At 62.4% G+C, this 22,417-nt stretch carries 20 protein-coding genes; 9 read left to right on the forward strand and 11 right to left on the reverse strand.

The genetic code is table 11. From position 1 onward, the window contains the following. The first annotated feature begins 48 nt into the window (after positions 1-48). The 7 genes from F4Z81_01965 to F4Z81_01995 all read left to right on the forward strand — a co-directional run bounded on the left by F4Z81_01965 (position 49) and on the right by F4Z81_01995 (position 7,142). A complete protein-coding gene (locus F4Z81_01965; GenBank protein MXW03813.1) occupies positions 49-1,101 on the forward strand; it encodes an amidohydrolase in 1,053 nt (350 codons plus the stop codon). A 66-nt stretch (positions 1,102-1,167) separates the two neighbouring features. Next, positions 1,168-2,430: a kynureninase gene (gene kynU, locus F4Z81_01970; GenBank protein MXW03814.1), complete on the forward strand. Its 1,263-nt coding sequence runs from the start codon at positions 1,168-1,170 to the stop codon at positions 2,428-2,430. A gap of 58 nt (positions 2,431-2,488) precedes the next feature. Continuing rightward, a complete protein-coding gene (locus F4Z81_01975; GenBank protein ID MXW03815.1) occupies positions 2,489-3,877 on the forward strand; it encodes an FAD-dependent monooxygenase in 1,389 nt (462 codons plus the stop codon). A gap of 258 nt (positions 3,878-4,135) precedes the next feature. Then, positions 4,136-5,578: an aldehyde dehydrogenase gene (locus tag F4Z81_01980; GenBank protein ID MXW03816.1), complete on the forward strand. Its 1,443-nt coding sequence runs from the start codon at positions 4,136-4,138 to the stop codon at positions 5,576-5,578. An 80-nt stretch (positions 5,579-5,658) separates the two neighbouring features. Further along, positions 5,659-6,072: a RidA family protein gene (locus tag F4Z81_01985; GenBank protein MXW03817.1), complete on the forward strand. Its 414-nt coding sequence runs from the start codon at positions 5,659-5,661 to the stop codon at positions 6,070-6,072. Positions 6,073-6,088: 16 nt separating this feature from the next. Beyond that, positions 6,089-6,613 (forward strand): 3-hydroxyanthranilate 3,4-dioxygenase, encoded by a 525-nt coding sequence (locus F4Z81_01990; protein ID MXW03818.1) that lies wholly within the window; start codon positions 6,089-6,091, stop codon positions 6,611-6,613. 274 nt (positions 6,614-6,887) lie between these two features. Next, entirely contained in the window at positions 6,888-7,142 is a 255-nt protein-coding gene (locus F4Z81_01995; protein MXW03819.1) for a hypothetical protein, read from the forward strand. 39 nt (positions 7,143-7,181) lie between these two features. Here the strand turns inward: F4Z81_01995 and F4Z81_02000 are convergent, their stop codons facing one another. After that, the gene (locus F4Z81_02000; protein MXW03820.1) at positions 7,182-8,366 is read right to left on the reverse strand and encodes an LbtU family siderophore porin; all 1,185 of its coding nucleotides are present in this window, start codon (positions 8,364-8,366) and stop codon (positions 7,182-7,184) included. Between the two features lie 88 nt (positions 8,367-8,454). Further along, positions 8,455-8,772: a cupin domain-containing protein gene (locus F4Z81_02005; protein MXW03821.1), complete on the reverse strand. Its 318-nt coding sequence runs from the start codon at positions 8,770-8,772 to the stop codon at positions 8,455-8,457. A gap of 135 nt (positions 8,773-8,907) precedes the next feature. On the opposite strand from F4Z81_02005, the gene F4Z81_02010 reads away from it, so the two are divergent. Beyond that, complete coding sequence (locus F4Z81_02010) at positions 8,908-9,933, forward strand: tRNA dihydrouridine synthase DusB (GenBank protein ID MXW03822.1); 1,026 nt, start codon at positions 8,908-8,910, stop codon at positions 9,931-9,933. Here F4Z81_02010 and phoU read toward each other — a convergent pair. The 7 genes from phoU to F4Z81_02045 form a co-directional block, all read right to left on the reverse strand. Beyond that, on the reverse strand, positions 9,866-10,570 hold the full coding sequence (phoU, locus tag F4Z81_02015) for a phosphate signaling complex protein PhoU (GenBank protein MXW03823.1): 705 nt from the start codon (positions 10,568-10,570) through the stop codon (positions 9,866-9,868). The two genes, F4Z81_02010 and phoU, sit on opposite strands and share 68 nt — an antisense overlap. 5 nt (positions 10,571-10,575) lie before the next feature. Then, entirely contained in the window at positions 10,576-11,373 is a 798-nt protein-coding gene (gene pstB / locus F4Z81_02020) for a phosphate ABC transporter ATP-binding protein (GenBank protein ID MXW03824.1), read from the reverse strand. Positions 11,374-11,483: 110 nt separating this feature from the next. After that, positions 11,484-12,917: a phosphate ABC transporter permease PstA gene (gene pstA / locus F4Z81_02025; GenBank protein MXW03825.1), complete on the reverse strand. Its 1,434-nt coding sequence runs from the start codon at positions 12,915-12,917 to the stop codon at positions 11,484-11,486. A 34-nt stretch (positions 12,918-12,951) separates the two neighbouring features. After that, entirely contained in the window at positions 12,952-14,082 is a 1,131-nt protein-coding gene (locus F4Z81_02030) for an ABC transporter permease subunit (GenBank protein ID MXW03826.1), read from the reverse strand. 96 nt (positions 14,083-14,178) lie between these two features. Further along, positions 14,179-15,906 (reverse strand): T9SS type A sorting domain-containing protein, encoded by a 1,728-nt coding sequence (locus tag F4Z81_02035; protein ID MXW03827.1) that lies wholly within the window; start codon positions 15,904-15,906, stop codon positions 14,179-14,181. Positions 15,907-16,020: 114 nt separating this feature from the next. Next, the gene (locus tag F4Z81_02040) at positions 16,021-16,587 is read right to left on the reverse strand and encodes a TonB-dependent receptor (GenBank protein MXW03828.1); all 567 of its coding nucleotides are present in this window, start codon (positions 16,585-16,587) and stop codon (positions 16,021-16,023) included. Positions 16,588-16,623: 36 nt separating this feature from the next. After that, positions 16,624-18,990, reverse strand: a complete 2,367-nt coding sequence (locus F4Z81_02045; GenBank protein ID MXW03829.1) for an outer membrane beta-barrel protein — start codon at positions 18,988-18,990, stop codon at positions 16,624-16,626. Positions 18,991-19,146: 156 nt separating this feature from the next. On the opposite strand from F4Z81_02045, the gene ppk1 reads away from it, so the two are divergent. Then, a complete protein-coding gene (gene ppk1 / locus F4Z81_02050) occupies positions 19,147-21,495 on the forward strand; it encodes a polyphosphate kinase 1 (protein ID MXW03830.1) in 2,349 nt (782 codons plus the stop codon). A gap of 132 nt (positions 21,496-21,627) precedes the next feature. Here the strand turns inward: ppk1 and F4Z81_02055 are convergent, their stop codons facing one another. Next, entirely contained in the window at positions 21,628-21,957 is a 330-nt protein-coding gene (locus F4Z81_02055) for a hypothetical protein (GenBank protein ID MXW03831.1), read from the reverse strand. 113 nt (positions 21,958-22,070) lie between these two features. Next, positions 22,071-22,400, reverse strand: coding sequence for a hypothetical protein (locus tag F4Z81_02060; protein MXW03832.1), 330 nt, complete (start codon positions 22,398-22,400; stop codon positions 22,071-22,073). Positions 22,401-22,417: the final 17 nt, after the last annotated feature.

Consider the following 22,417-nt stretch of genomic DNA (forward strand, 5'->3'; position numbering starts at 1 on the left):
AAGGCGATCCGAAGGTCCCGTCGCCGCCCCAGAACCTCTCCTGGAACCATGTGCGTATACACCGGCCCCAATCCCATCCCCAAGATCGACATCCACACCCATATCCTGCCGGAGAACTGGCCCGATCTGCACAAGCGCTACGGGTACGGCGGATTCGTCGAACTGGACCATTACCGGCCGGGATGCGCGCGCATGATGATCGACGGCAGGCAGTTCCGCGAGATCCAGGCCAACTCGTGGGACCCGCCAACCCGGATCGGGGAATGCGACGACGCCGGCGTGCACGTCCAGGTCCTCTCCACCGTCCCGGTGATGTTCAGCTATTGGGCGCAGCCGGCGGACGCGCTGGACCTGTCCCGCATGCTCAACGACCATATCGCCGATGTAGTCCGTACCTGGCCCCGGCGTTTCATCGGCCTGGGGACCGTTCCCATGCAGGCGCCCGAACTGGCCATCAGGGAAATGGAGCGGTGCGTCCGGGAACTGGGACTGTCCGGCATTGAGATCGGGACCCACATCAACGGAAACAACCTGAGCGAACCCCACCTTTTTCCGGTGTTCGAAGCGGCGGCCGAGCTCGGCGCCGCGGTGTTCATTCATCCCTGGGACATCATGGGACAGGAGTCCATGGAGAAGTACTGGCTGCCCTGGCTGGTGGGCATGCCCGCCGAGACCTCCCGCGCGATCTGTTCCATGATTTTCGGCGGGGTACTCGAGCGCCTCCCCGGCCTGCGCGTGGCCTTTGCCCACGGCGGCGGGTCCTTTCCCGCGACCATCGGGCGGATCGACTACGGGTTCAAGATCCGCCCCGACCTGTGCGCGGTGGATAACGACGTGCTGCCGAGCGACTACCTGGGCCGGTTCTACCTGGATTCCCTCGTCCACGACAGCCGCATCCTCGATTACCTGATCCAGCTCATCGGACCGGACCACATCGCCATGGGATCGGATTATCCCTTCCCGCTGGGTGAAGCGGTACCGGGCAGGATGATCGAATCCATGAGCCACCTGGACGACGACGTCAAGTCCAGGCTGCTGTACCGCTCCGCGCTCAACTGGCTGAACCTTGAAGCAGACCGGTTTTTCGGTGGGAACGACTAGACCATGGACACGCGATCCGACCAGCGAATGGACGCCGGCGAGTTGGACGCTCGTCGCGACCAGCGAATGGACGCCGGCGAGATGGACGCCAGGGACGGACTTGCGGGCTTCCGGTCGCGATTTCACTTCCCGAGGACCGGGAACGGGGCGGAGGCGGTCTACCTGGTGGGCCATTCGCTCGGACTCCAGCCCATCGCCGCACGGGAATACGTGGAACGGGAACTCGACGACTGGCGGAGCCTGGGCGTCGAAGGGCATTTCAAGGGAGAAAACCCCTGGATGCCTTACCACGAAGCGCTGGCGGACCCACTTGCCCGATTGGCCGGCGCCCTGCCCGGTGAAGTCGTCGCCATGAATACCCTCACGGTGAATCTCCACTTGATGATGGTCTCCTTCTACCGTCCGACTCCGAAGAGGTACCGCATCCTCGTCGAAGGCGCCGCCTTTCCCTCCGACCAGTACGCCGTCGCTTCACAGGCGGCGTGGCACGGTTACGACCCCGTGGAAAGCGTGATCGAACTGCATCCGCGGGAAGGGGAAGACACGATCCGCACCGGGGACATCGAGGACCTGCTCGAACGGGAGGGCGAGTCCATCGCCCTGGTCTTCCTGGGCGGGGTGAACTACCTGACCGGCCAGGTCTTCGACATGGACCGGATCACGGCGGCGGGCCATCGGCAGGGCTGCGTCGTGGGATTCGACCTCGCCCACGCCATGGGAAACCTGGAACTGCATCTGCACGACTGGGACGTGGACTTCGCCGTCTGGTGTTCCTACAAGTACCTGAACGGAGGGCCCGGCTGCGTAGGCGGGTGCTTCGTCCACGAACGGCACGGACGGAAAGACGACCTGCCCCGGTTCGCCGGATGGTGGGGACACGACAAGTCCACCCGGTTCCGGATGCCCTCGGCGTTCGAGGCGATCCCGGGCGCGGAAGGCTGGCAGCTCAGCAATCCGCCTATTCTCCCGCTGGCGGCCCTGCGCGCCTCGCTTGAGCTCTTCGACGCGGCGGGCATGGACCGGCTGCGCGAGAAGAGCAGAAGGCTGACCGGGTACCTGGAACGCCTGCTGCGGGAACGCTTCCCGGATGAACTGGCCATCATCACGCCGTCGGATCCGGAGCAGCGCGGATGCCAGCTTTCGCTCCGGACGGGGCCGCGAGGCGGCCGCGTGCACCGGCATCTGTCCGATCACGGCATCTGGTGCGACTGGCGGGAGCCCGACGTGATCCGCGTCGCCCCCGTTCCGCTGTACAACTGTTTTTCGGACGTCCGCCGTTTCGTGGAGGTCATGGCGGAGGGCATGGAGCGGGCCAAGCGGACCGGGTGAGCAGAACGGGTCGGGTGAGCCGGCTTCCGTTTCGGATCGGAAGCAATCGAGGATTTTAATGGGTGCAAAACGGGAAACCGTAACCCTGATCGGCGCGGGCCTTGCCGGATCCCTGCTGGCGATCTTCCTCGCCCGCCGCGGATTCCGGGTCGAGGTGTACGAGAAGCGGCCCGATATCCGCCGCGAATCGGCTGGCGCCGGTCACGCCGGCCAGGCCGGCAGGTCAATCAATCTGGCCATGTCGGTGCGGGGCCTGCATGCGCTGGGGCAGGTAGGCCTTCGAGACGAAGTCCTGGCCATGGCGATCCCCATGGTGGGACGGCTGATCCATCCCGTGGAAGGCGACCGGGTCCTGCAGCCATACGGCCAGCGGGAGGACGAGGTCATCTACTCCGTATCCCGCGGCGAACTGAACCGGTTCCTGCTGGACGCCGCGGAACGGGAAGACGGCGTGCGGTTGCATTTCAACGCCCGGTGCACCGGGCTGGAATTCCGAACCGGCGTGCTGTACGTCCGCGACGACGCGACCAATCACGTCCACTCCCTCCGCCCCGACCGGGTCATCGGCGTGGACGGCTCGGCATCGGCCATCCGGACCGCCATGATGAACGTGGGCCGGTTCGACCTCTCCCAGCAGTACCTGACCCATGGATACAAGGAACTGACCATTCCCGCCGGACCGGACGGCGCGTACAGGATGGAGCGCAATGCCCTCCATATCTGGCCGCGGGGCATGTACATGCTCATCGCGCTGCCCAACCTGGACGGCAGTTACACCTGCACCCTCTTCTTCCCACACGAAGGCGAGTACAGTTTCGCCAGTCTCCTGGACCCGCGCCAGATACTGGACTTCTTCAAGATGCAGTTTCCCGATGCGACGTCGCTGATGCCCGATCTGGCCACTCTTTACCGCGACAATCCCACCGGGTCCCTGGTCACCCTCAAGTGTTCTCCCTGGCATTACCGCGACCGGGTGCTGCTCCTGGGTGACGCCGCGCACGCGATCGTGCCGTTCTTCGGCCAGGGGATGAACTGCGCTTTCGAAGACTGCACCATCCTCGACGAGTGTATCGAGGCGCACTGGCCGGATTGGGGGAGCGTTTTCGAGTCCTTCGGGGGCCGCAGGAAGGAAGACACGGATGCCATCGCCGACATGGCGCTGGCCAATTACGTCGAGATGCGCGACCTGGTAAGCGACCCCGGTTTCCAGTTGCGGCAGAAGGTGGGTTTCCTCCTGGAACAGAAGTATCCCGATCGGTTCATCCCGCGTTACTCCATGGTGTCGTTCCACCGTTTCCCCTACAGTGAGGCACTGCATTGCGGCGAGCTCCAGGAGGGCATCCTCCGGGAGCTCTGCGCCTCCATCTCCACGGCGGACCAGGTCGACTGGAACATGGCGGAGCGGCTCGTCGGGGAACGGCTCGGCGCCCGGATGACGCCAGAATGAGACCCAGATGACGCCCGGGTGACGCCTCGGTGCCCGGATGACGGCTGGACGGCGCCCGATCAGCGTCTGGACAACGCACGGTACGGTACGAGGAACATGTCAGGGTAATCGCGATGGACGGCCGTCCGCCGGCTTGACAGGTCTCCCGGACCGTTCTACATTAATCGGTAACCTGGCGCGGCACACCCGGCGCGGCACATCTGGCGCGGCGCACCCGGCCTCACGTATCCAAAACCACATTCCAGGCGGTTTCGCGGCATGATGCATGTACTCAACTACATCGGCGGTGAATTGCGCGAACCGGCCGGCGGCACGTACCTGGACAATATCGAGCCCGCCACGGGCGACGTGATCGGCAGGACGCCCGATTCCGGCACGCAGGAGGTGGAGGAAGCGGTCGTCGCCGCGGAAAAGGCCTTTCCGGCCTGGTCGTCCCTGTCCGTACAGGAACGATCCGGGCACCTCCTCCGCATCGCCGGCCTGATCGAGGAGAACCGGGAAGAACTGGCCCTGGCGGAATCAAACGATACGGGCAAGCCGGTGGCCCTGGCGGAAACGGTGGACATCCCCCGCGCCGCAAGTAACTTCCGGTTCTACGCGACGGCCATCGAGCACTTCGCCAGCGACGCCCACGCCATGGGCAAATCCGCCCTGAATTACACCCTCCGGTCGCCGATCGGCCTCGCCGGATGCATTTCACCCTGGAACCTGCCCCTCTACCTGCTGACGTGGAAGATCGCGCCGGCCCTTGCCGCCGGCAACTGCGTGATCGGCAAACCGTCGGAACTGACGCCCACGACCGCGTTCCTGCTGTCCAGGATATGCATCGAGGCGGGACTGCCCGCCGGGGTGCTGAACATCGTGCACGGCCACGGCCACAAGGCGGGCGCCGCCGTGGCGGACCATCCCGGCATTCCGGTCGTTTCCTTCACGGGCGGGACGGCGACGGGCAGGCGCATCGCGGCCGCGGCCGCGCCGAACTTCAAGCGGGTCTCCCTGGAACTGGGCGGCAAGAACCCGAATATCGTCTTCGCGGACTGTCCCTACGAGGATACCCTGCAAACCGCCCTGCTGTCCTCCTTCTCCAACCAGGGAGAAATCTGCCTGTGCGGTCCGCGCATCCTCGTCGAACGGCCCCTGTACGAGACCTTCCGGGACGATTTCGTCGAACGGACCCGCGGGCTGGCCGTCGGGGATCCGAGGGATGCCGGCAACCGGCTCGGCGCCGTCGTGTCCGAGGCGCATATGGACAAGATCCTGTCCTACGTGGAACTGGCCAGGGACGAAGGCGGGCGGGTCCTCTGCGGCGGGCAACAGGTGCGGGTTAACGGCCGTTGCCGGGACGGGTGGTTCGTCGCGCCCACGGTGATCGAGGGTCTTCCGCCGGACTGCCGGACCAACCAGGAAGAGATCTTCGGTCCCGTGGTGACGCTCCTGCCCTTCGATTCCGACGACGAAGCGGTGGACCAGGCCAACGGCACGCCCTACGGCCTGGCCGCCATGGTCTGGACCGACAACCTGGGCCGCGCCCACCGCGTGGCCGAACGCCTGCACGCGGGCATCATCTGGATCAACTGCTGGATGCTGCGTGACCTCCGCACGCCCTTCGGCGGCATGAAGCAGTCGGGCGTGGGCCGCGAGGGAGGATTCGAAGCCCTGCGGTTCTTCACCGAGCCGAAGAACGTGTGCATCAAGATGTAGCGGTCGGTATGGACGGTATGGAAAGTACGGTCGGTACGGACGATATCCCGCAAGACCAGACGTAACGCGGAGACACGGCCATGCAACAGCATTACGATTCCGATCGGGCCCCCGAACCGGTGGGACCCTATCCCCATGCCCGAAGGGTGGGGAACCTGCTGTTCCTGTCGGGCATCGGGCCCCGCGCCAGGGGACGACAGGACATTCCGGGGGTGACCCTGGGGCCGGACGGCGAGATCGCATCCTACGATATCGAGCAGCAGTGCCACGCCGTTTTCCACAATGTCCGCGCCATCCTGGAAGACGCGGGCAGCGCCTGGGAGAACCTCGTGGACATCACCGTGTACCTCACCGACATGGAAAAGGACTTCGCGGTATTCAACCGGATCTACCGCGAGTATTTCCGGGAGCATCAGCCCTGCCGCACCACGGTCGGGGTTTCCCGGCTCCCCACCCGGATTGCCATCGAACTGAAATGCATCGCTACGATCTGAACAAGGAGGTCCGATCATGGCCGTAACGGCTCCATTCAATTTCAAGGCCTGGATAGACGAACACAGGCATCTGCTCAAACCTCCGGTCGGCAACCAGTGCGTCTATACGGAGGCCGAAGACTTCATCGTCATGGTCGTCGGCGGACCGAACGCCCGCAAGGACTACCACTACAATGAAGGCGAGGAGTTCTTCTACCAGGTGGAGGGCGATATCGTCCTGAAGATCATCGACGAAGGCAAGCCGGTGGACGTCCCGATCCGGGAAGGCGAGATCTTCCTCCTTCCCGCCGGGGTTCCCCATTCACCCCAGAGACCGGCGGACACCGTGGGCCTGGTCATGGAAACCAAGCGCAGAAGCGGTGAGATCGACGGGTTCATGTGGTATTGCGAAAGCTGCGGGGAGAAGCTATACGAGGAACGTTTCGAACTGGAAGACATCGTCAGCCAGTTGCCACCCGTCATGAACCGGTTCTTCAGCAGCGAAGGACACCGAACCTGCAGGATCTGCGGCGCGGTCATGCCGAAACCGGAAGGCGGGTGATCGGGAGACCCATACCCTTCGAAGAAGTACTGCTTGTTTTCTGCGGTAAAATGCAGGCCTTTTCCGACTAAAGCCTTAACAAGCATCGAGGATCGCGTTTACAGGATTTCAACGTCCAATCGCATGGAAATCGCCACGAATTACGAATTTCTGCGAAAAAACGCGTTCTTAGTCCGGATTTAAAGTAAAAAATCGACAAAAAGTTGACAAATTGCCGATTTGTGCTTATCTTTTGTTTAGTAGTCCGGTGATGCTTTCGGAAAGGGGGTAGAATATGGTCCTGATTTACCGCGGATTCGAAGGCAACAGGGTGTTCAAGTGGTGCCGGGGAGACTCGGACCGGGTCAGTGTGATGTTTCCGGCGAAGCCCTTCTACAACCGGTGCATCAGCCGCGTGCTGGACGAAACGCGCGCCGGCAAAAACGTCCTGGCCTGGGGAGATCCCGAAGGCCTGTCCCGCCTGGGACTGGCCCTCAACGAGCGGCACATTCCGACCACGCCCTTCGGTGACGGAATCGCCATGCACTGATCGTGGCCGCAGGAATCTGTAGCGGCTGGTTTACGCTGCTCAGAATTCGACGCCCAGCTGCAGGGTGTATTTGTTCGTGTTCTCGCCGTTGCCGCCCCTGGCCGTCCCGTACGCTTTGTCGTGAACCCATTCAACCGTTCCGATAAGTGTTTCTTTCCACAGGTCGACGGTCAGCACGGAGAGGTAGCGCGATACCGGCAATCCAAGTCCCGACGCCTCGGATGTACCCTGGTACCCCAGTGTGAACTTACCGGCCCTCCGAGCCAGTTCGAACCCATAGTGGGCTTCGAGAGACCAGGCCGTTGGACGCGCCCCCCGCCTGTCGAACGCCAGCACACCGGGCGCGAATCTATCCTGAGAGATCATGTATTCGGCGGCTATAGCGATACTGCGGTAATGTACCGCGGTTGCCGCTGCCCAGCCTGGCATCCGATCATCGACGATAAAGGATGACCCGTCGTGACTCGCGTCGTCCATCTCGTCATGGTGTCCGAACACTTCCTCCTGAAAACCGTACAGCGTGCCCAGGTCATCGATAAACGACAGGTTGACGGCGAACTCGTCCTCTTCGGACACGTGCTTCTTGTAACCCACCGCCGCGCCGAAACCGGACCTGGGTTCGTTCGAGCGCTCGTCGTCACCGTAATATCCATAGACACTGCCCAGGAATTGACCCAGTGAAACACCCAACAACAGGGACTTCTCCCGTTTGGAACCGAACTTGAAAGACAACGGTTCGACGATCGCCTCGGTCTCGAAGGGACCGATGCTGGCATCGTGCGCCGCATGGATTTCAGCCAGCTCGAACATGGTGAAGGGCAGGAACTGTACGCCGCCCTTGAGCCACCACATTCCGTCGGGTGGACCGACAATCAAGGTCCCCGTAAAGATCCCGATTTCGTGGCCCGCCTCCTCTTCGTCGTGCTCTTCATCATGTTCATGAATCCATCCAAACTCCGATCCAATCCATTCGTGGGGTTCGATTCCAATACCCATTTCCAGCTGCTCGGCCGCCGTGGACGTGGAACTCTCCCCCGCAGACGACTGTTTGCGCGACACAGTAAACTCCAACACGCCGCCTATTTCAATCGACCGGAACAGGGATTCCAGACCGGATTCCTCATCGGCTTCCTGGCCGATAACCGAGGCCGTGCACATCACCGCCCCGAACATCGTGAGGAGGGCCGCACAGAACCGTGACGTACCGTTCAAGCATGAATGCATTATCTTGTTCTTCTGCTTTCTCGTGGCAGGCAGGCCACAAACCGTTTCAACGGCGCCGATTCACACGGGCTCTTCGGGACCCGGCGTATCAGGGGTGGGGCGCCATGAAGACCAGCACGACCAGCCTGGCGTTGCCCGAGTTTAGCACGCCGTGGTCGATTCCGGGGGGACACAGCACCGCCGTACCGGGAATGCCCTTCACGGTTTCGTCGCCGACCGTGAAATCGCCTTTCCCTTCCAGCACGTAGTAGATCTTGTCGTTTTCGGCGTGGCTGTGGGCCTTCTGTTCCTGGCCGGGTTCGAAACAGTAGATATCGCAGAACATGCGATCCGTATCGAAGAGATTGACCTTCTGGAATTTGTCAAAGGAGAACCGTTTTCGATCAGGCACAAATTCCACCGGCATGGCGGTTTGCTCCTTAGGAATGCTCAATGGGAGAGGAGACCTGGCCGGACAAAGACCTTGCGAACAGGTCGTTTCCCGGCATATTTTCATCCCGTAATCTATCCGTCGAACTTGAGGTTGTCAATCGCCAGGGGAATGGAAGAACGCATAGAAACCGTGACTACCGAAATCAAAATAGGTTCTCATCGCATAAAGTCGCTTAAACCCGGCATGCCCATCCTCACGCTGGCGCCCATGGCGGGCATCAGCAACTGGCCGTTCCGGTTGATCTGCGCGAAGATGGGCGCCCAGATGGTCGGCGTGGAATTCATCAACTGCAACGCCATTCTCCACAAGAACCCGAAGACGCTTCAGATGATGAACTTCTGCGACGCCGACATCTACCGCGATACCGGCATGTCGCTGCTCGCGGCGCAGATCTACGGGAACGATATCGGCCGCATGGTGGAAGGCGCGCTGGTGCTGGAGGAAAAGGGCGCGCAGATCATGGACATCAACTTCGGGTGTTCCGTGCCCAAGATCCTGCGGTCCGATTCCGGCGCCGCCTTCCTCAAGGACATCGACCGGATGATGAACGCGGTGCGCAGCGTGGCCGAGGCCGTCTCGATTCCGGTAATCATCAAGACGCGTCTGGGCTGGGACCACGACAACATCAGCATCCTGGAAGTGGTGAAACGCGCCGCGGATTCCGGCGCCCACGCCGTGGCGGTGCACGCACGCACCGTGGCGCAGAAGTTCAACGGGACCGCGGACTGGTCATGGATCGCCCGCGCCGTGGAAGTCTCTCCCGTGCCGATCTTCGGAAACGGCGACGTGTTCACCTACGAGGATGCGGTGCGCATGGTGGAAGAGACGGGGTGTGCCGGCGTGATGATCGCCCGGGCTGCGCGGGACAACCCCTACATCTTCTCCGGCGCGCGGATACCAACGTTCACCGAGCGCGTCCGGCTCGCCCGGGACCACCTGGGCATGATGGTGGAGTACAAGGGGGAGAAGGTGGGCGTGATGGAAATGCGCAAGTTCTTCGCCTCCTACTTCAAAGGCTTCCCCAACGCATCCCACCTGAGGACCAGCCTCGTGCAGGTGGACACCGTCACGCAGGCCCACCGGATTCTGGACGAATGGGTGACGGAATCGGATCGTCAGCCGTATGATGCTTGATCACGCGGCCTTCCGAGAAATACACCACGCCTTCGGCGATGTTCGTGGCGTGATCGGCCAGGCGTTCGATGTGGCGGGAAATGAAGATCAGTTGCATCGCCTGGGGCACCGACCCTGAATCCTCCTTCATGCAGGCCAGCAGTTCCTCGAAGATCTGGTCCTGCAACTGATTGACCTCCTCGTCCCTGTCGCAGACCTCCATAGCCAGTTGCTCGTCTCCGCGCACGAAGGCGTTGAGGCTGTCCTTGACCATGGACTGGGAAAGGTCCGCCATGCGCGGCAGGTCGACGAGCGGTTTCAGGAGGGGCATCCCGGCGAGCTGTTTCGTTTTCTTGGAGATGTTGACGGCGATGTCGCCCAGCCGTTCCAGGTCGATCGTGATCTTCATGCTGGCCGCGACAAAGCGCAGGTCCCGCGCGATGGGGTGCTGGAGTGCCAGCAGCCGGATGCACTGCTCGTCGATCTCCAGTTCCATGGCGTCGATGGGCTGATCGCCGGCGATGACCTGATCGCACAAGTCGATGTCGCGCTCCACGTGCGCCGTGATCGCCCGGGCAATCTGTTCCTCTACGAGCGCCGCCATACTCAGCAGGGCGGACCTCAGGCCTTCCAGTTGTTGTTGAAGTTGGGTTTCCATGACTTCTAACCCGCACGGCCCGTGATGTAGTCTTCTGTGCGCCGGTCGCGGGGCGTGGTGAACATCGCGTCGGTCACGCCCATTTCCACCAGTTCGCCCTTGAGCATGAACCCGGTGTATTCGGACACACGCGCCGCCTGCTGCATGTTGTGCGTCACGATAACAATGGTGTAATCGTCCTTCAGATCAAGCATTAATTCCTCGATCCTGGACGTGGCGACGGGGTCCAGCGACGAGCACGGCTCGTCCATGAGCAGGACTTCCGGTTCGACCGCGATCGCCCGCGCGATGCAGAGCCGCTGTTGCTGTCCGAGAGAAAGCCCGAGGGCGCTCTCCTCGAGCTGTGCCTGGACTTCCTCCCACAGGAAGGCCCGGCGCAGGCACCGTTCCACGATCTCGTCGAGGAAACCGCCGGACTTCACGCCGTGGATCCGCGGACCGTAGGCCACGTTCTCGTAGATCGACTTGGGGAAGGGATTCGGCTGCTGGAAGACCATGCCGACGCGCCGGCGCAGCCTCGTGACGTCGGTGTCCGGCCCGTAGATATCCACCCCGTTCATCCGGATCATACCCGTCATGCGGACCTGGGGAACGAGGTCGTTCATGCGGTTGATCAACCTGAGCAAGGTCGTCTTGCCGCAGCCTGACGGGCCGATGAAGGCCGTGATGACCTGGCGGTCGATCGCCATGGTCACGTTTTTCAGCGCGGCCCGGTCCCCGTACCAGAAGGACACGTGCTCGACATCGATGATCGTTTCCTCACGCAGGATCTTCGGCGTGACCGGCGCGTTTTCCGTCGTCATTCGCTAGAACCTCTTGGGCGCGTTGCTTGTGCAAACCGCCTTTGCGCCGCTTGTGCGCGTTGCCCGTGCGTGCCACTTCAGCGCACTGCAGGGGTGCGCGGCGGGATCACCTATGCCCCGGCCGCGGCCAGTGAATAGCGTCTCCTCAGCCGACTTCTGAGCCCGATCGCCGCCGCGTTCAGCGCGACCACGATGGCCAGCAGCAACAGGGTGGACGTGTACGCCATGGGTAGAGACGCCTCCCCGCCGTCCGGCCTGAAACCCGTGTCGAAGATATGAAACCCCAGGTGCATGAACTCCCGTTCCAGGTGCACGAAGGGCCAGGTGCCGTCCACGGGCAACTCGGCGGAAAAGGCGACGACCCCCGTGATCATCAGCGGCGCCACGGTACCGGCCGCCCGCGCCACGGACAGGATCAGGCCCGTGAGTATGGACGGCAGCACCACCGGCACGACGACACGCCACAGCGTCTCGAACCGCGTCGCACCCAGGGCGTGAGATGCCTCGCGGAGTCCCGGGGGCACGCCGGCCAGCCCTTCCTCCACGGCCACGATGACCACGGGCAGGGTGAGCAGGACCAGGGTCAGCGCGCACCAGAGGATGCCGCCGCGGCCGAAAGTCGGTTCCGGGAGTTCCGCCGGAAAGAACAGACGGTCCAGGGTTCCTCCCAGATAATACACGAAGAAACCGAGTCCGAAAACCCCGAATACGATGGAGGGTACGCCGGCCAGGCTGTTCACGGCGATTCGAACCACGTTCAGGAACGGGCCCGGGTTGCCGTATTCTCTCAGGTAAAAGGCCGCCAGCGCGCCGAAGGGCATGACGACGACCGACATGAGGATGACCATCGCCGCCGTGCCGAAAATCGCCGGATAGACCCCGCCGAGCCGGTTTTGGTCTCTCGGCGGCGACCACAGGTAGGACCAGGCGCCGCCCATATAGTGACGGATCCTCGTCCACGTGGTCATCGCATTGGGCGCGTAGATCCGGTGGACGTTCGCGAGGGAAACGGTGTGCTGCCGGCCATCCGCAAAAGACAGGACGATGGACAGCGCCCGCTGCCTGCGCAGGCGTTCCAGTTCCGGGGACTGCTCCCGGTAATGGGCCCGAACGGCTTCGTAACCCCGGGCGACGACCGTACCGTCGTCCACGAAGGATTCCAGGAAGCCGAAGACGTCCCCGCCCCGGACCTGCTCCACGACCACGGCCTCGCGGGGGGCGTCACGCCACGCGACCCGGCCTTCCTCCAGCCAGACGTATTCGGCCGGAAACCGTTCCCGGTCGCCGGTCCGGACCCTCAATCGATAGGCCACGGACCGCTCACCCGACAAGCCGGCGGTCCGGACGCTGACGCGGGACGTCTCGTGGCCCAGGACAATCCTGCCGTCGCGCAGCTCGTACAGCGTGAGTTCCTGGGGCCAGAACCGGCCCAGTCCGTGCACGACAATGACCAGGATCAGTCCCGCCACCATCAGGAAGCCGAGGACCAGGGCGCCGCCGGACAGCCAGATCAGGGCGTCATCCTTTGACCACTTCGAAACCATCACATCTCCCTGCGGCCGGTGGAACATCCGGCGCTCAAGCATACCGCCGTCTCAGCCGCCGTCGAACCAGTTCGGCCACGGTGTTGATCGCAAAAGTCGAAACGAGCAGGAGAAAGGCGGCGAAAAACAGGACCCGGTAGCGCGTGTCGTCCGGCGCGGCGTTCGGCAGGTCGAGGGCCACGCTGGCGGACAGGGCCCGGAACCCGGAGAAGGCGGACCAGTCCATCACCGGTATATTGCCCGAGACGAACAGCACGATCATGGTCTCCCCGATCGCCCTGCTGAACCCCAGCAGAACGGCGGCCAGTATGCCGGATCCCGCGGCGGGAAGGACGATGCGCACGGCGGTCTGCCAGCGCGTGGCCCCCAGCGACATCGATCCTTCCAGGAATGAGCGGGGCACGGCGGAAAGCGTTTCTTCGGACAGGGTGAATATGATCGGTGTGACGGCCAGGCCCATGACCATACCCACGACGATCGCGTTCCGCTGCGTATAGGTCAGTCCCAGGGACTCCTCGAACCAGGTTTCGTAGCCGGCCCGCAGCCAGGCGGCCTCCAGCATCGCCCCGCATTCCAGGGCCAGCCATCCCCCGGCGAGCACGGCAACCAGCAGCAGCCAGATCTCCCGGCCCGGATGATTGAACGCCCGGAACCGCACCGGGGCATGGTGCCTGATGAGAAAAGCGGCCACCACCGCGCCGGAAATGAATACTGGCGCCAGGAAGAGGGCGAAGACGTGGGACGCCAGGAACGGTGCAAGCCAGATGCCGCCGATGAAACCGAGCACGACACTCGGTACCGCGGCCATGATTTCCACCAGCGGTTTCAGTCTTTCCTTCAGCACCCGCGGCAGGAACTGCGACGCGTAGAGCGCGGCGAGCACCGAGACCGGCACCGCGAAAAGCAAGGTATACACCGCCCCTTTCAAGGTCCCGGAGATCAGCGGCAGGATGCTGTACCCGGCGTCGATCCCCTCGGGATCGGAAACCCCCCAGCGGAATCCCGCGGGCGACGTGAACAAGGGGTAAATCACCCACATGATCACGGCAAAGACCGACAGAATGGTCAGGATCAACACCACGCCGCCAAGGGCGGAGAGGCGGCCAACCAGAAGGTCCAGCAGAAGGCGCCGGTCAAACCGGCGTCCTTGGGGGCGATCGGTCATCCGGGGATCCTGGATCGGGATTTAACAGGGCATTATTGGACGAGGTCAACGAGTGGAAGTTAAGCGATGGGTCCGTACGGCGTCAATACCGGCGCATCACTTCAGCAGGGTCATCTTCCGGTTGAAGACGTGGGCGGTCCGTCCATCCGCGGTAGCCTCGAAGCGATAGAAGTACACGCCGCTCGAGAGATGCCGCGCCTCCCAGCGTTCTGTGTAGTGCCCCGGAAGCCTGATATCGTTCACCACCGTCGCCACCCGCTGGCCGAGGAGATTGTATACCTCGATCAGTATATGGCTCGTCGACGATACGGTGTAATCGATGTTCGTGGCCATGCCGAAGGGGTTCGGACTGTTCTGCGCCAGGCTGAAGCCGTCGGGTGCATCTACGCCGGGTTCAGCCGGTTCCGGCGGCATAGGTGCCGGTGCGGTACTGAAATAACCCAATGCCGCAAGCGCCGACCAATGGTCCGCCCAGTTTTCCGTTCCGAAAGCGCCCGCGTAATCGACGTCCGTAAAGAACCCGCTGTTCCGCGGTTCTTCCATGAGCCTGCTCGCATCCCAGGCGGGACTGGTGTTGCCGGGACGCGGATCAAGCCCCAGGTTCCGGTTCCAGCTGATGCCCTGGAGCAATGGATCCGTGATCCGGTTGGCGTTGCCTTCGTTGGCGAGCAGTTCCGTCGTGTGGAAGTCGCCGCCCAGGTCCGCGGGTGAACTCCCTGCTCCGAACCTGCCCAGGATGTTATACCGGAAGGCCAGGTCTCCCGCGTCCAGGCGCGCCTTGCTGTCCTGCGCGCCGCGGGTCGGATCCAGGTCCTCGATCGACAGCGCATGGCCCTGGAACTCGGTAAAGATGCTGTTGAAATACATCCCGCCCGCGTTGTCGCGGAAGATGAGGGCGTTGTTGTCCTTGCCGCCCGTCGAAGAAGCGCCGCGGCCGATGTAGGTGGCGTTCATGATCGTGGGACGGGCGTAGGGCCTGCCGTCCTCGGGATCCGTGCCGCCGTCGTGCTCGCCGGCATGGTCGCCCAGGGACGGGTCCTGGATCGAGAACCAGAACTGGTGCTCGCCCCGGAAGCCCTCGTCGTAGTCGAAGGCGTCATCGCCCGCGAAAGCGGATATCAGGTAGCGCGTATTCACCGTTCCGCCGAACCATTCGAAGCCGTCGTCCTGGTTGTAGAACACCTCCACGTGCTCGATGGTCGTGCCGCGGCCCACGCCGGCCATGGTCAGTCCGTTGATCTCGTTGTCCGCGCCGATGACCGCGCCGCCGTGCCGGATCGACACGTACCTCAGCACGCCCGAGTCGTCGTCGTCGTCGGGATTCGATCCACCACCGTAGATACCCCGGGGTTCGGTCGTCGCATCGATGCCTTCAATGTTGTTCTCACCTGTGGCGGTGTTGATGGACGCCCGGCCGAGGAGGATGACTCCGCCCCACAGCCCGCGGGAAGCGGTGGGGGAGGACAGCAGGATGTCGTCCGGATCATCGACGTCGTCCGCTTCGGCCGTGAAGATAATCGGATTCCTCGCCGTGCCGTCGGCGATGATCCTGCCGCCCTGGGCCACGATCAGGGCGGTATCCTCGCCCTCGATGGTCGTGGACTTGCCCTTGATCACCGTGCCCGCCTCGATCGTCAGCGTCTCGCCGTCTTCGACGAAGACCAGGCCGGACAGCAGATAAGTGTTGTCTGAGGTGAAGGATGTGTTGCCGACGATGTCTGCGTCGGTGATGGTTATTGCGGGATTGGCGGGGGATTGTGCTTTTGCGAGGACCGGGTAAACCAATGATGAGGAAACCAAGGCGATGGATATCCACCGAAACATACCTTCTCCTTGAAGGGCTTGCGGTTGAGTTGTGAAGATGAAGTCATAGTCGTCCTCGCGGGCCAGCGGGTCGGCGGGCCAGCGGGTCGGCGGACCGGCCCGTCGGCGGGTCGGTTATATCCCGTACGAAAATCCCAGGGAGAACGTCCGCCCCCGCTTGTACAGGCTCCGGATGAACTCCTCGTTGTTGAACGGATGTACCTTCTTGATGTCCGGGTCCAGCAGGTTCTTGGCGGAGAACTTAAGCGTTACCCGGTCCCACAGCCTTTGCGAGCCCGTGATATCCAGCATGCCGGCGGGCTGCTCGAAGGCGTTGGGCGTCCCGCCCGTACTCACTTCGGAAAGCCTTTCGCCGAAAACGTTGTAGTGGACGCTCACCAGGGTACCGGTGTCCGTGTTGTCGTACATGGCGTCGATATTGACTACGTAGGGAGACTGGCCCTGCAGCTTGCGGGTCTCCGCCGCACCCGGATCGAGCGCCCGGATGATGGCGAGTTCCGACGGCGCGATATCCACCTGGGAACTGATCAGGGACAGGTTGCCGCCGAGCTGGAAGTTGCCCAGGGACGGATGGAGTTGGTCGAGCTGCTTCCGGAATTCCAGTTCCAAACCGGAGACGCGCGCCCTGTCGACATTCTGAAACTGGATTTCGCCGTTCGTCGTCACGATTACGCGTTCAATCGGGTTTTCGAAGTTCTTGTAGAAATAGCTGAGGGCTTAGATCTCGCCGGGCCGGGTGAACCATTCCCAGCGGAAATCGTAGTTGTCGATCAGCGTCCGCTTCAGCTCGCTGTTCCCCACGAAGATGTAATCGCCGACAAAGAGGAAAGAGGCAAATGGAGCCAGTTCGCGAAAGGAGGGCCGCGCCAGGGTCCGGCTGTAAGCGCCCCGGACATTCATGTTGTCCACGACCTGGTACACCGTGTTGATCGAGGGCAGCCAGTCCTTCTCATCCAGCCTGCCGGGCGTAAGCGAAGTTTCATGGCTGGCCACGTCCAGCAGGGTGGACTCGTACCGCGCGCCGCCCGTGACCTTGAACCGCCTGGTGATCGGCAGGTCCAGCATCATGTATCCGGCCCGGATTTCCTGGTCGCCGTCGTAGTTGTTCCTCAGGTCCGAGTCCTCGGATACGAAATTACCGAACCGGGTAAACCCGGGCGTATCCTGGAATTCATCGGGCAGTATCCCGGTGCGCGCCGTGGAGAAGAAGACGACAGGATCATTCCGGTACTGCAGGGCGTCCTGCCTGAAGGAAAATCGCCGCTCCCGGAAGGTGTGGTCCTTGTCCAGGTAGGCTCCTCCGAACTTCAGACGGGCCGTGAGTCCGGACCATGGCGTAAAGGGCAGCGTCACGTCCAGCTTGAAGTCCCGGTTGGATTCTTCAAGGTTCCTGAAGTAACGGGTCGGCGCCGCGTAATTGGACAGGGCGATCGTGTAGCTGTCGATATCGGGCGCACCTTCGCCGGCCGCGTCGACCGTCTGGAATTCGTTGGTGAAGTAACGAAGGTCGGGCTCGTCCTGGGTCGACCGGATGAATGCGCCGGTCCATTCGATTTCCATGTTGGATACGGACGGCATTACGTGCTTGCCGCGGAACTGCAGAGACCGCATCTCGCGCTCGATGAAGGACAGCACGCGGGTCTCGTACCGCACGTTTTCACCGGGCAGGGAGGATGGCCATGCGCCGGTCTGGAATCGGGACAGTTTTTCGCCGCTGCGGTTGTAAAGCACGTTGACGCCGATCTCGTGGGTGATGCTCGGTTGGTAGGTAGCGTTCACGAGGCCGCCCCAGAGTACTTCTTCGGACCCGCTCATGTCCGTCGCGAATCGCTCCCTGTTCAACCCTTCGGCCTCCCGGGACACGCGCTTCCATATCCCGGACGCGCCGTTGTCATACGCCGAGACGTTCCGGTTGTAGCTCACGCTGCCCAGCATCCCGAACGGGCGTTCCGCGATCTCCGTCTGGTTGCCTATTGAAAACGCGTAGCTCTGGCCGAGCCCGCCTTCTATGGTGGTCGGTGTCATCGACTTGTCGGCAAACGACTTGGAATAAAGGTCCAGGAGTTGCGCGGCTTCCGGGTCCCGGAGCGCGCTGGTGATGCCGGGAATCTCCACATCGGGATTCTGCAGGGGCAGGGGTATATCCCGGGTGCCGTCGTCGAAGCCCAGGAAATCGTACTCACCGCCCTCGTAGCTCAGCATGTCCTTGAAGGAAGACTGGGTGTTGTACTTCGTGGACGTGGAAAAGGACATGGTGAAAGACTCGGGCAGGGACTTGGTCTTCACGTTGACGCTGCCGCCGGTGAAGTTGCCCGGCTTGTCCGGCGTGAAGGTCTTTTCCGTGGTGATGTTGTCCAGCAGGTTCGCCGCGAAGATGTCCATCTGGACCGACTTGCTGTTGGGATCGGCGTTCGGCAGGGCGGTGCCGTTCAGCTGCGCTGTACTGTAGCGTTCGCCCAGTCCGCGAATGTAGACGTACTTGCCGTCCACCACCGATGCGCCGGTAACGCGGGTCATGGCCGCGGCCACGTCTCCCTGGGCGCCCCGGGAGATATCCTCGGCGCTGATGGCGTCGCTGATGGAAAGGGCGTTCTGGCGGCGCTTGAGCAGTGACGCTTCCGTGTTTTCCAGGGACCGGGCCGTCACCTCCACCACGTCCGCCACGATGAGTTCCTGTTCGACGGTTATGTCTATTCTGCTCACCTGGTCCGGTTCGACATGGACCCCGGTGACCCGCTTCGCCGCGTACCCGATCATGGATACACGGACGGTGTGCAGTCCCGCCGGGACGTTCCGGATCAGGTAGGCGCCTTCGAGATCGGCCATCGCGCCAAGCTCCAGTCCCACCACCACCACCGTGGCGCCGATAAGCGGATCGCCCGTCGCCGCGTCGACGACCGTACCCGATATACGGCCCATGGACGCCTGTCCCCGGACCTCCATCGCTGTGCCGGCAAGGAGCGCGAGAACGACCGCGAGTGCGGCCACGACTACCGCTGCCCGCATCGATGCGGCCAGCCGGTTTCTGTCGTATTTCGCGTAATGGCCGTTCCGGAACCGGTATGTCTTCGTCATGTACGGCATCTCCCCTTGTTTTCGTCGAATCAATCCGTCTGCGGGTGCCTGGAACGCAAGCTTGAATCAAACACGGTGCAAATATAAAAAGGTTATTTGACGATTCTGTTACGAACAGCATACAAGGCCATGACGTTATGAATAAAGTTTGGTTTTTCCGGTCGGATGCGGCCGGCGGGTCAAAGACGGCTTGACAAAACCGCCGTCCGTCTTGCTTTATGGATACTTGATCCAGGCTCGAAACCGCATATCCTCCAGGTGGCTTTAGTCATGTCTTCCGCGAATGGGAACAACTCCAGGACCGCCACGGTTCGAACCATCGCCTCTAAGAGAGCGGGGCGCCGGTTCACCCACAAGCCCCGGCCTCCCGTCGCGCCGCTGGTGACGAACTACTGGCGCCCGGAACACTTCTTCAACCGGGAACTGAGCTGGATGGAGTTCAACGCGCGGGTGCTGGAGGAAGCGCTCGACCCGTCGGTTCCCCTGCTGGAACGGGTGAAGTTCCTGGCCATATTCAGCACCAACCTGGACGAGTTCTTCATGATCCGCGTCGCCGGCGTCAAGAGACAGATCGACGCGCAGGTCCAGTCCACGCGGACCGCCGACGGCCTGAGTCCCCGGGAGGTAATGACCGCGCTCTCGTCCCGGATGCACGAACTGGTCAACAAGCAGCACGGACTCTTCATCAACGAGATCTTCCCGCAACTCACCGAGCAGGGCATCGACATCCTCGAGCCGGAGCAACTCAGCCCTTCGCAGAAGGCCTATCTGGACGAGTACTTCCGGAAGACCATCCTGCCGGTGGTGACCCCGCTGGCGGTGGACCCGGGCCATCCGTTTCCCTACCTGGCCAACGGCACGCTCTGTCTCGTGGCTGAAATCCGCAAGATCCAGAAATCCGTTTTCCCCCATACGAACCTCTCGGTCATCCACCTGCCCACCTCGGTCATGCCGCGGTTCCTCGAACTCCCGTCCGAAAACGGCCGGCAGGCGTTCTTCATGCTGGAGGACGTCATCCAGATGAACCTCGACCTGTTCTACAACGGTTACGAGGTGCTGAACTGCGCGTCGATCCGCGTGACGCGGGACGCCGACGTGGACTACGAGGAGGAAGGCGCGGAGGACCTGCTCAAGGTCATCGAGGAGGGCATTCGCAACCGGCGCAACGGGGCCGCGGTACGGTTGCAGTACGACCCAGAGCTGTCTTCGCGCATCCTGGACGTCCTGGTGGACGAACTGGAACTGGAGCCGGAGGATCTCTACCCCACGGAAGGCTTCACCGCTTTCTCCGATCTCATCGAACTGTACGACGCCGTCGACCGGCCCGATCTCATGGACGAACCCTTCCCGCCCCAGCCGGCGACGCCCTTCGAAGGCGCGCCTTCCATCTGGGAGGCCATCAGGAAGGACGATATCCTGCTGCACCACCCCTTTCATCAGTTCAACGCGGTGGTCCGGTTCGTTTCGGAAGCGGCGGAGGATCCCCAGGTACTCGCCATCAAAATGACGCTGTACCGGGTCAGCGCCAATTCGCCTATCACCCGGGCGTTGACGCGAGCGGCGCAGAACGGCAAGGAAGTCTCGGTGCTGCTGGAGTTAAAGGCCCGGTTCGACGAGGCCGCGAATATCCAGTGGGCCAGGCAGCTGGAGGAGGCGGGGGCCCATGTCATCTACGGCATACCGGGCATCAAGGTCCACTGCAAGGCCTGCCTGGTCGTGCGCCGGGAGGGCGAGGGGATACACCGGTACTGTCACCTGGGTACGGGGAATTACAACGACAAGACGGCGCGTATCTACGCCGATTTCGGCCTGTTCACCGACAAGGAGGAATTCGGCGAGGACGTGACGCAACTGTTCAACCTGCTGACCGGCTACGCGCTGCCCTCGCGCTTTCACCATCTCATCCTTTCGCCCACGTCGATGCGGGAGGACATGGTGAAGCGGCTTCAGCGGGAGAGCGACCGGGCCCGCGCCGGGCATCCGGCCCTGGTGATCGCGAAGATCAATTCCCTCGTTGACCCGGACATGATCGTGGCCCTGTACCAGGCCTCCCAGGCCGGCGTGCGGATACAGCTGATCATCCGCGGCATATGCTGCCTGAGACCGGGCGTACCGGGATTGAGCGAGAACATCAGCGTCATCAGCATCGTCGACCGGTTCCTCGAGCACGTCCGGCTGTTCTATTTCTACAACGACGGAGACCCGGAATACCTGTTTTCAAGCGCGGACTGGATGGACCGGAACCTCAACCGCCGGGTCGAGATATCGTTCCCGGTCATCGACCGGGCACTCCAGGCGGAGCTGTGGGCGTATTTGAAGATACAGTTGAAGGACAACGTGAAGGCGCGTGAATTGCAGTCGGACGGGACGTACCGGTACGTGAAGAAAGCGGGAAGACGCTTCCAGTCGCAGCGGGAACTGTACGAACTGGCCTGCGAGACCGTGAGGATCAACGCGGACCTGAAGATGAAGCGCTCCGCGGCTTCCCGGACTGCGCTGACCGCCCGGAACTGAGGGGATTCGGGAGAAAACCGGTACCAGGGTCAGCCGGTACCGGGGGACAACCGTTACACAAAAAACAGGCGGACCAGGGAGATTGAGTCTTCCCCGGTCCGCCTGTGTGTTTTTACGCCGACTACGTCTCAGTTACCACCCGATACGGGCCTTCGTCCTTTTCAGGAGAATGGTAACGACGCCGGCGTATAGGACGGTGCTGACCGGATCGATGATCGCGTCAAGGGTCGCGCCGATCGCCGGTATGTTGCTTAGCACGTCCATGCCCGCTGCTGCGCCGACGGCAATGGTGACCGCCAGGTAGCCCGTGGCGTCTTCCGCGTCGACCGACAGGTGCGCGTGCAACAGGCCGAGGATGACCAGCAACAGCCCGACAACGGTACCGTCAAGCAGCATACCGCTAACCAGCCCCTCATGCAACGCCAGCAGCACCGCGAGTCCAACGACTATCCGGGATGCCATATATCTTACCTCCTAAGCACTTGAAAACGACTCGGTTCAGGGAAGGCCGGGTAAACCTTCGCGGCACGGAAAGCCGCGGGTCCCCGGCACGGAAGGCCGCGGGTCGCGGCCGCCTATCCCTTGAGCCGGTTTAACGTACGCATGATCAGGATGGAAAACACGCTGGCGTACAGCGCTGAGCTGGCCGGATCCAGAATGCCGTCCAGGGACATTCCGATGACCGGTATGCCACTCAACACGTCTGCGCCCGCCGCCGCGCCTACCGCGATAGTCACGACCAGGTAGTCCGTTGCGTCCTCAGCGTCTACCCCCACGAAGCCGTAGGCGATACCCAGGAGCACAATCAGGATCATTATGGCTCCGCCATCATTCATCATGCCACCAGCCAACCCCTGGATGATCGCCAAAAGGGCGATCAAACCCACAATTACTCTGGTTGCCATATCTACCTCCTGGAGGA

Source organism: Gemmatimonadota bacterium (assembly GCA_009835325.1).
Classification (GTDB): Bacteria; JAAXHH01; JAAXHH01; order JAAXHH01; family JAAXHH01; genus JAAXHH01.